Source organism: Peribacillus frigoritolerans (genome assembly GCF_030676415.1).
GTDB lineage: Bacteria > Bacillota > Bacilli > Bacillales > DSM-1321 > Peribacillus > Peribacillus frigoritolerans_A.
In genome coordinates this window covers 122,561-129,582 of sequence record NZ_JAUUTW010000014.1, presented here as the reverse complement: position 1 = coordinate 129,582, position 7,022 = coordinate 122,561, and the positions used below count along the sequence as shown (strand labels likewise).

Genomic DNA, 7,022 nt, shown 5'->3' with positions numbered 1-7,022 from the left:
CGAAAGCCGAGGAGGCTCCCCGACCGCCCGCGGAAAGCGAGTGCCTGGAGTGGAAATCAACGTCCAAATTGTACAAGCCATAAAAATAGACAAACTCGATTTTCATCGAGTTTGTCTACAGTCTGAAGGTGAACCATTCGGGGTTCACCTTTTCTAATATCGAAGACTTATACGCAAGATTGTCGGTTAGCCATTAAATACGTACAAAGTCAGATTGATTTATATTTCTCGGCACCCCGATGTCAGCCATTGTAAGTAAACCTGGTTTACGGAGGGCATCAATTTGCTTAGCGGTATTGATAATCATTGCAGCGGTTGCGGTATCTCCAAAAATGCCGTTTGGAACAATCAATCTTTGGGTTTCGTTCCCCTCAATAACGATTTCATCTTCCTGTTTTATACCTGCAGACATCGTTAAATCCAAGGAGATTTCCTTTCCGTCCAATGTCTTGCCCGTGGAAATTTGATGAAGCCCCATAACATCCCCTGGTTTTAAGGCAGTTAGCGGAACGGTCATATTTTCGCTTGCAATCGTTGGTTCAATGGTATTGACAACACTTGAAAGTTTCCAATTCAGCCCATAAGCGATTAACCTTACAGACTCCTCAAGACCTACATGCCCAATTTTATTTCGTTCAGCTAAAAATTCAAACTCTTCTCTGGTCATCCCGATTCCGACCTTTTTTTGTAAGGGGAGGCGCCTTTTCGAAACATCAACCTTACGATTGACATGGATTTGATTAACCGTAGTCAATACTGTTGTAAAAGAAATGGCCATAGTATCCATGATGTACCCTGGATTGATTCCGGTCCCGAGGACACTAAGCCCTTTTGCTTTAGCATAATCATCTATTTCCTTTGAAAGTACAGGGTAGCGATGCCAAGGGAAGGAAAGTTGTTCACAGGTGGAAACCACTGAAAAGCCGTGATCTAGAAGTTCTTTGATTTGGGGCCATACTTGTTGTACGTTGGAGCCGGTTGCATGTAGGGCGATAGGGTGGTCAGCTTCAGTATTTACTTCCTGTATATGGGAGACTACATGCTTGTTCGTTTCCTTTTCATTGATTAATAAGCCAATATCCTTTCCTAACTTATCGGGATCAATATCGACAACACCGATAATCGATTGAGGATTCGTTTGATAAGCACTGCGTAGAATTTCAATTCCGATGGGACCTAACCCGAATACTGCGAATTCAGAATATTGCATAGTCATTCATCTCTCATCCTTTCAAAATAACTTATAACAAAATGCTAACATTGAGTGATAAATAATAAAAATAGTTAATTTTTATATATTTATAAAGAATTGTTATAAAAGGAAATACGGCAATGATTGAGGTGGGTGAGTCATACTTCAATTTTGGGATTACCTATCGCAGGGATTGTGGAATTGCGGTTGACGAATTGTATGCTTTATTCACCTCAAGCGGCAGCATAAGTTGGGTGTTGGACAGGAATCCTATCTCCTATGGAGAAGCCGCCATACTGTTCCGGGTTAAAACCTTTTACTTGAACGGACTCTAGACTTAGTAGATCTTCAATCGGTAGAATCTCGGGATTTTGGGGGATAATAGACATTTTTTCGCTTCGGTTAAAAATAATTATTGAGTTCCCCATTACCTAAGGTTCGAGAATTTGCAGAAACGTTTATCCGGTTTTATTTGATACAGGGTTAAGGTATTGTTTCGGATTGTTTTCATCGAAACAATACCTTAATTTGGTTTTGTATATAAAACTACTTTTTCTGTTGGAAAAATATTAATCTGAATATTATTGACTATTATGAAAATTCAATATAACATTAAATATCGGTAACATTGTTTTTTATATAAAACAAAAGTTGCTACTATCTTTATGAAAGGGGAGTAGGTGAAGTTTGATAGTATGATAGTCATTTTCTTTATCGAAAATCATGAAAGCGCATTCAAGTGAGCCTATTATAAGGGGGAAATAACATGTTACAAGGTCAAAAAAGATGGTTGTACATTGCGATTCCTATTTTTTTCTTCTGGTTTTTCGGCCAGATTGATAAAGTAGGTATCTCTGTTATCCAAACCGATCCAGGATTTTTAAGTGATCTTGGTTTAACTGGCCCGGATAAAAATGCGAAAATTGGCTTGATCTCCTTTATATTCATGATTTCATACTCCTGTTCCAACATTTTTTGGGGAATTATTATCGACAAGTTAGGGGCACGGAAAACAGCAGTTCTAGGTTTACTGGTATGGACAGCGACAATGGTCATGGGAGGGCTGTCCACTTCATACGAAATGTTTTTAATTAGTAGGGTCATCCTCGGAATTGGTGAAGGTATGATGATCCCGATATCGGGTAAATTCATTTCGAATTGGTTCAATAAACGAGAGCTTGGCAGGGCACAGTCATTCTGGATTACTGGAAACTACCTTGGCCCCGCAGTAGGTACCGTTATGCTCATTCTAATTATTTCAACGTTTCATTGGCAGGCCGCGTTCTTTGTTCTTGCCGCCTTTAACTTGTTTATAAATATTCCAATGTTCCTGTTTTTGACTCGTAATACCCCAGAAGAAGATCCACGCATGAGTAAAGAAGAAGTCTCCTATATTCGCCGAAAAGACGAAGCGGATGATGTGCAGTCGAAGCAATTCTTCGCAAAGGATTATCGCTATTGGATTGTCTGGTTTGGCAATTTGATGTCGTCCTTTCTTTTCTTTGGAATCAGTATTTGGCTGCCTACATATCTCGTTGAGGCCAAAGGCTTTGAAAAGGAAGCAATGACTGGTATCACTTCATTATCGTGGCTATTCGCGCTTGGATTTGTCCTGGCTGGCGGATTTCTGGCGGACAAAACGAAGCGCCCGAGTTTGCTTGCGACGATTCTTTTCATACTGACAGCTGTATTTTTGACAATCGCTGTCATTGCACCAAATCCTATTTTGGCCGGTGTTTCCATGGGGCTCGCCATGGGAACTCAGGGAGGAATGTTTCATCTAACCAATTTCTTCATCATTAAATTTTCAACACCTGAAACAGCGGGCCGCGCAGCCGGTTTAATGGGATTTACAAATATTATGGGTGGATTTTCAAGCTATATTATGGGGTGGAGCCGCGATTTGTCTGGCGGTGATTTTGGTCCCTCCATTGCCATGCTGATTGTAGCAGCCACTCTTGGGTTTGTGGCGTACTTGTTCATGATTAAACAAGAAGTTGCCGAACATCACCTAAGTAATACGACAGGAAACAAAGTAACTTTATAGAGAGCTGAAAAGTACGTTTTTTAGAAGGGTTTTTCTCAGTAAGAAGGGGCGCTAGATTCTTACTGGGAAACCACAATGATATCCTGAAAACTTATTGACGGTACACAGGAGTAAGGATACATAGAACAAGTAACGTGTTCCCGAACGATGGTTTCAGTTTTTTTACAGCTTACATTGACAATAAAGCGATTACATTTTAAAATTGTTTATATAAAAAACATTGTTTTGCATATAAAACAATGTGTGGTCATAATGAAAAAAATATGCTCGCTTACAAGACCGTATACTTGAATGGAACCGATCTTTGTATAACCGTTCATCACGTTTGAAAGATAACAGAAGGGGTGGAGACAATGGGCATGGCCTTAAAAGATAAAGTCGTATTGATTACAGGGGGAGCTTCTGGAATAGGGGAAGCTGTAACACGCCGTTTTATACAAGAAGGAGCAAAAGTGAGCATTATCGGCCGCTCTAAAGACACGTTAGCGAAAATGAAAGAAGAATTTGGTGAAAATATCCTTACGTATCAGGGAGATGTAAGCAAATACGAAGACAATGAGCAAGCGGTCCAAGCTACTGTTAAGCAATTCGGAAAGTTAGATGTTTTTGTTGCGAATGCCGGAGTGTTCGATGGATTTGCCAAATTTGCCGATGTGACTCCTGAGGCGCTTTCCGACGCATATGATTTTCTTCTCAATATTAACGTAAAAGGCTCTTTTTTCGGAGCTAAAGCGGCTCTTGAAGAACTGAAAAAAACAAATGGCAATATTATTTTTACCGTGTCCGGTGCAAGTTTTTATCCAGATGGCGGCGGTGTTTGGTACACAGCGAGCAAACACGCCCAAATTGGATTGATGCGCCAGCTTGCGTTCGAACTATCTCCTTCCATCCGGGTAAATGCGGTAGCCCCAGGGGGTACATTGACAGCACTCACGGTGATTCCACCGCTGCGTCCATTTGTGAAAACCGTTGATAATGATACGAAAGCAAGGAGCATTAAAAAACGGAATATTCTTCAACTTGCCCAGATGCCGGAAGATCACGTCGCGGCGTATGTACTGTTAGCTTCTGACGAATCACGCGCAATCACCGGTGAAGTCATTTCCAGCGACGGGGGATTGTCAGTGCGAGGACTTGGCTAAGCTGGCAAATTTTTTGAATGCTGTTTTAGCTAAATTATAAGACGGGAACGGAAGTCGATTTTCCTGCTTATCTTCAGGAAAGGAAGCACTTTCTTTATCAGATTAAAACGAAAGCTATTTCCAAGCGAAATATAAAAGTAGTAAATCATTCGTTATTTAAGAAAGATATTTCAAGTATAGGTATTTTAAGAGTTAGAGATTTGCATTAAAAAGTTCAGCATTTTGAACTGTATTGTTCAAAGTTATGTCAAAAACAAATAAGGGGGACTGATATTATGCCATACGTAAAAGTAGAAGATTTAAGTATTCATTATGAAATAGAAGGTAATGGAGAACCTCTAGTATTATTACATGGTATGAGCAATAATTCACAGTCATGGAAGGAACAAATCGAGGAATTGAAGGAGCATTATACAGTAATTGCATGGGATGCTCCGGGTTATGGGAAAAGTTCAGATCCAGCAGAAGAATTTAGAAATTTTAAAGAGTTTGCACGTATTCTGAATGGCATGCTGGATCAGCTAAAGTTGGAAAAAATCCATTTACTTGGCCATTCAATGGGAGCGGCAATTGCGATAGAGTACTGTAGCCTGTACCCTAATAAGATTAATAAACTAATATTAGCCGATTCGACAAGAGGGGCTGCTGCCCTTACCCCAGAAGAGAACGAAATGAAATTGAAAAATCGATTATTTTCAATTGAAAACCTTTCTACTGAGGAGATAGCGGAAAAGAGGATACAAGCACTGCTATCCCCCCATGCTTCAGAAAAAGTCCATACACGAGTAAAAGAGATAATGACACAGATAAGACCGGCAGGATATCGTTCGGTAGCATATTCACTTTATCATCTAAATCAAATGAGTTTGTTATCTCATATAGATGTTCCTGTTCTTGTAATTTGTGGTGAGTTGGATACTGTAACTCCTATAAAGGAGTCAGAAGCAATTCATGAAGAGTTAATAAACTCCCGGCTAGTGATAATTCCAAAAGGCGGTCATTTGTGTTATCAGGAAAATCCTAGGAAGTTTAATTCGAGCATATTGGAATTTTTAAACGATATTGAGTAAGGAAAAAACGAATTCGATTGCTTACGGTTTCTATAAATGCCTTAGTAAAAAACTAGGGCTTAGATTAGAGAGAGGAATGGAAAGTGAAAATGGCTAATTATACAATCGTGGATAAAGAAACTTGTATTGCTTGCGGAGCTTGTGGTGCTTCGGCTCCGGATATTTATGATTACGATGAAGAAGGTATTGCGTTTGTCATATTGGACAATAATGTTGGGGCAGCAATTATACCTGAAGAACTCGAGGAAGATATGATAGATGCTTCAGAAGGATGTCCAACAGATTCTATAAAAGTGGCTCAAGTATCCTTTGATGGTGACCCTAATAAATTTGAATGATATTTATAGAAATAATCAATGTTTGAAACTAAGGAAATTGACGTCACTAGTTTGTTTTTTGAAAGGGTGGATTTTCACAGATCTTATCCATCATTTTTGGAACTGGAAAAAGGAAGAATTCCTTGTAGAAACATTACAAGTCTATCCCTTACAACCAGTAAATTTTATGTTTAGTATGAACAACCAACATAGAAGAACAAGGAGTGGTTACATTGACAGAAGAAAAGAAGGTCTATGACATAACAATTATTGGCGGCGGCCCAGTTGGCTTGTTTACGGCGTTCTATGGAGGAATGAGGCAAGCAAAGGTGAAAATCCTTGAAAGTCTTCCTCAATTGGGAGGACAGCTTTCGGCTCTTTATCCCGAAAAATTCATTTATGATATAGCTGGATTTCCAAAAGTAAGGGCACAGGAATTGGTAGAGAATCTAAAAGAACAAATGAAAGTATTCGAACCAACAATTTGTCTTGAAGAATCAGTTGAACAGATGGAAAAGCAAGCAGATGGAACATTTAAGATCACCACAAACCTCGATACTCATTTCTCTAAATCAGTGATCATTACTGCTGGAAATGGAGCCTTTCAGCCTCGTAAACTGGAATTGGAAGATTCAACACAGTTCGAAAATAAGAATTTGCATTATTTCGTGAATGATATGAACCGATTTAAAGGAAGAAAAGTGGCGATTCTAGGCGGTGGGGATTCTGCTGTTGATTGGGCCCTTATGTTAGAGCCGATTGCTGAAAAGGTAACATTGATACACAGAAGAGATAAATTCCGTGCCCATGAACATAGTGTAGAGAAATTAATGAATGCCTCTGTTGAGGTCAAAACACCTTATATTCCCTCCGAATTGGTTGGAGCAGATCAAATTACTCAAATTGTTTTAGAACACACTAAGACTCAACAAAAAGAAGTGGTTGATGTAGATGATTTAATTATTAATTACGGCTTTGTCTCTTCTCTTGGAGCGATTAAGGAATGGGGTCTAAACATCAATAAAAATGCAATTATCGTTAATTCCAAACAAGAAACGAATATTTCAGGCATATATGCAGCTGGGGATATTTGTACCTATGATGGAAAGGTTAAATTAATTGCTTCCGGATTTGGTGAAGGTCCTACGGCAGTTAATAATGCCAAAGCTTATATTGATCCTAAGGCGAAAGTTCAGCCGATGCATAGTACTTCCTTATTTGGTTGATATATCTGGCTACAAGACTCTTCTGAAG

General features: G+C 39.2%; 7 protein-coding genes. 6 read left to right on the top strand and 1 reads right to left on the bottom strand.

What is annotated here, in order from left to right; all coding sequences use genetic code 11:
* Window positions 1-193: 193 nt before the first annotated feature.
* Window positions 194-1,216 carry a hypothetical protein gene (locus Q8G36_RS14860; protein WP_305160766.1) on the bottom strand — a complete coding sequence of 341 codons (1,023 nt, stop codon included), beginning with the start codon at window positions 1,214-1,216 and terminating at the stop codon, window positions 194-196.
* Window positions 1,217-1,332: 116 nt separating this feature from the next.
* On the opposite strand from Q8G36_RS14860, the gene Q8G36_RS14855 reads away from it, so the two are divergent.
* The 6 genes from Q8G36_RS14855 (at window position 1,333) to Q8G36_RS14830 (ending at window position 6,994) form a co-directional block, all read left to right on the top strand.
* Complete coding sequence (locus tag Q8G36_RS14855; RefSeq protein WP_305160765.1) at window positions 1,333-1,527, top strand: hypothetical protein; 195 nt, start codon at window positions 1,333-1,335, stop codon at window positions 1,525-1,527.
* A gap of 431 nt (window positions 1,528-1,958) precedes the next feature.
* Window positions 1,959-3,239 carry an MFS transporter gene (locus tag Q8G36_RS14850; protein WP_305160764.1) on the top strand — a complete coding sequence of 427 codons (1,281 nt, stop codon included), beginning with the start codon at window positions 1,959-1,961 and terminating at the stop codon, window positions 3,237-3,239.
* A 353-nt stretch (window positions 3,240-3,592) separates the two neighbouring features.
* Window positions 3,593-4,381 (top strand): SDR family NAD(P)-dependent oxidoreductase, encoded by a 789-nt coding sequence (locus Q8G36_RS14845; protein WP_305160763.1) that lies wholly within the window; start codon window positions 3,593-3,595, stop codon window positions 4,379-4,381.
* A 275-nt stretch (window positions 4,382-4,656) separates the two neighbouring features.
* Complete coding sequence (locus tag Q8G36_RS14840; protein WP_305160762.1) at window positions 4,657-5,451, top strand: alpha/beta fold hydrolase; 795 nt, start codon at window positions 4,657-4,659, stop codon at window positions 5,449-5,451.
* A gap of 89 nt (window positions 5,452-5,540) precedes the next feature.
* Window positions 5,541-5,789: a ferredoxin gene (locus Q8G36_RS14835; protein WP_283902357.1), complete on the top strand. Its 249-nt coding sequence runs from the start codon at window positions 5,541-5,543 to the stop codon at window positions 5,787-5,789.
* 212 nt (window positions 5,790-6,001) lie between these two features.
* Window positions 6,002-6,994 carry an NAD(P)/FAD-dependent oxidoreductase gene (locus Q8G36_RS14830; RefSeq protein WP_305160761.1) on the top strand — a complete coding sequence of 331 codons (993 nt, stop codon included), beginning with the start codon at window positions 6,002-6,004 and terminating at the stop codon, window positions 6,992-6,994.
* The last annotated feature ends 28 nt before the right edge of the window (window positions 6,995-7,022 follow it).

Coding starts and splice junctions, on each gene's coding strand:
- Q8G36_RS14840 (WP_305160762.1), top strand. CDS start 4,657: ATGCCATACGTAAAAGTAGAAGATTTAAGTATTCATTATGAAATAGAA.
- Q8G36_RS14850 (WP_305160764.1), top strand. CDS start 1,959: ATGTTACAAGGTCAAAAAAGATGGTTGTACATTGCGATTCCTATTTTT.
- Q8G36_RS14855 (WP_305160765.1), top strand. CDS start 1,333: ATGATTGAGGTGGGTGAGTCATACTTCAATTTTGGGATTACCTATCGC.
- Q8G36_RS14835 (WP_283902357.1), top strand. CDS start 5,541: ATGGCTAATTATACAATCGTGGATAAAGAAACTTGTATTGCTTGCGGA.
- Q8G36_RS14845 (WP_305160763.1), top strand. CDS start 3,593: ATGGGCATGGCCTTAAAAGATAAAGTCGTATTGATTACAGGGGGAGCT.
- Q8G36_RS14860 (WP_305160766.1), bottom strand. CDS start 1,216: ATGACTATGCAATATTCTGAATTCGCAGTATTCGGGTTAGGTCCCATC.